The organism is Thermoactinomyces sp. CICC 10522 (assembly GCF_016055075.1).
Lineage (GTDB): Bacteria > Bacillota > Bacilli > Thermoactinomycetales > Thermoactinomycetaceae > Thermoactinomyces_A > Thermoactinomyces_A daqus.
Genome location: NZ_JAECVY010000046.1, coordinates 1 through 2220, shown reverse-complemented (window position 1 = coordinate 2220; position 2220 = coordinate 1). Strand labels below are relative to the sequence as shown.

Genomic DNA, 2220 nt, shown 5'->3' with positions numbered 1-2220 from the left:
CGAAAATCCAAAGAAAAACCTCAGCCAAAAGTCACACGCATAAGTTGAACGCCGACTTTTTCTGACCGTGGAAATTTACACATAATTTTGGACTTGATCCCATTTTAGATTCGGATTTAATTTTCCGTCATGATTATAGAAGTACTTTATCGCCTTAAGCATATAACCCCAAGATACACAAACCTTTTCCGGCATAATCGATAATTGGGAAATGGTAATATAATATCCCTTTTCTTCCGATCTTGTCTGATAATCAGTTCAAAATAAGTATCAGAAGGATAAATCCCTTCAATTTCATCTTCATCCTCTTCTTCAAAAAGCTGATCCGTTAACTCATACCAATAATTCATATAGTAAATATTTTGGCCATCAACCAAATTTCCACCATGGACGACTATTTCCCCATTTGCTTTCGCCGTAGTAACACCATAGAGATGCTTTTCCCGTCCATCTGGTTAGATACGATTCATCGTGAAATCTACCCATAATTCGAAGTTGCTTCGCTACATAAATAAGACTGACTCAAAAGGACACATAAAGTAGCCTTTTGAGTCAGATACAAGATCTTATTCGCTTATTTGATTTGTAATTCTATGAGCGATGGATCTTTGCTGTTTCTGGAAACCTTAATACCTGAGCCGCCATTTTTTTGGATAATCTCAAAAACAACCTTTCTTCCTACCTTTGACACGTCGATCTTATAAAGTTTCTCTGCTCCAGGTTCCAGGATATCCGAATGTTTAAGTTGGTCATCTTCATAAACGGGTAATAGCTCTTTTGTTGGCGAATCTTTATCATATACATTCATGTTGAATTGACAACTAAGTTTTTCGTTCCTGTTACTAATTTTCACATATAAGCTATCGTTACATTTCTTCGTAGGAATCGTACAGCGTGAGACATTTTTTCGCGACACAGAATTTCCTCCAATCTTTTTATTGTTTACTCTTTTTGAGAGATTTAATAGCATCAAGCAGGGCTTTACGATTGTCGTTTTCTCCTTGTAACAATCCATTCAGTATATTAGTGAGAGTAGAGATTAGAGTATCTATATTATCTGAATCTTCGGACCTATTCAAGGCTTGCAACATAGTAAGTGTAGATAGCACCATACCGATATATGCGCCACTATTATCGTTTACGTTGATGATAGTATTGTTCCCGTTTGTAAAAGTATTGTGCCCGGCGTTTGCATCCGCATCAGCGTCAGCATCCGCATCCGCGTCAGCGTCCGAATCAGCGTCAGCGTCGGCATCGGCGTCAGCATCCGCATCCGCATCGGCATCAGCGTCGGCATCCGCATCCGCATCCGCGTCAGCATCCGCATCCGCGTCAGCATCCGCATCCGCGTCCGAATCAGCGTCAGCATCCGCATCCGCATCGGCATCCGCGTCAGCATGAGCATCGGCATCCGCATCCGCGTCAGCATCCGCATCCGCATCAGCGTCAGCATCCGCATCCGCGTCAGCATCCGCATCAGCATCGGCATCAGCGTCAGCATCTGCATCAGCGTCAGCATCCGCATCCGCGTCAGCATCCGCATCAGCATCGGCATCAGCGTCAGCATGAGCATCGGCATCCGCATCCGCATCAGCATCGGCATCAGCGTCAGCATGAGCATCGGCATCCGCATCAGCGTCGGCATCCGCATCCGCGTCGGCATCGGCGTCAGAATGAGCATCGGCATCCGCATCCGCATCCGCATCGGCATCCGCATCCGCGTCGGCATCCGCGTCAGCATCCGCATCCGCATCCGCATCCGCGTCAGCATCCGCGTCAGCATCCGCATCCGCGTCAGCGTCCGAATCAGCGTCAGCGTCGGCATCGGCGTCAGCATCCGCATCCGCATCAGCATCGGCATCAGCGTCGGCATCAGCGTCAGCATCCGCATCCGCATCAGCGTCAGCATCCGCATCCGCATCCGCGTCAGCATGAGCATCGGCATCCGCATCCGCATCCGCATCGGCATCCGCATCCGCATCCGCATCCGCGTCAGCATGAGCATCGGCATCCGCATCCGCATCAGCATCAGCGTCGGCATCAGCGTCAGCATCCGCATCCGCGTCAGCATCAGCGTCAGCATCCGCATCCGCGTCCGCATCGGCATCCGCATCCGCATCGGCATCCGCATCCGCGTCAGCATGAGCATCGGCATCCGCATCCGCATCAGCATCGGCATCCGCATCCGCATCCGCGTCGGCATCGGCGTCAGCATGAGCA

General features: G+C 49.4%; 2 protein-coding genes. One reads left to right on the top strand and one right to left on the bottom strand.

What is annotated here, in order from left to right:
- Positions 1–574 precede the first annotated feature (574 nt).
- A complete protein-coding gene (locus I8U18_RS17475) occupies positions 575–916 on the bottom strand; it encodes a hypothetical protein (protein WP_198056618.1) in 342 nt (113 codons plus the stop codon).
- Positions 917–1178: 262 nt separating this feature from the next.
- On the opposite strand from I8U18_RS17475, the gene I8U18_RS17470 reads away from it, so the two are divergent.
- Positions 1179–2220, top strand: a 1042-nt coding sequence (locus I8U18_RS17470; protein ID WP_304650726.1) for a hypothetical protein, incomplete at its 3' end; no start/stop codon positions are given.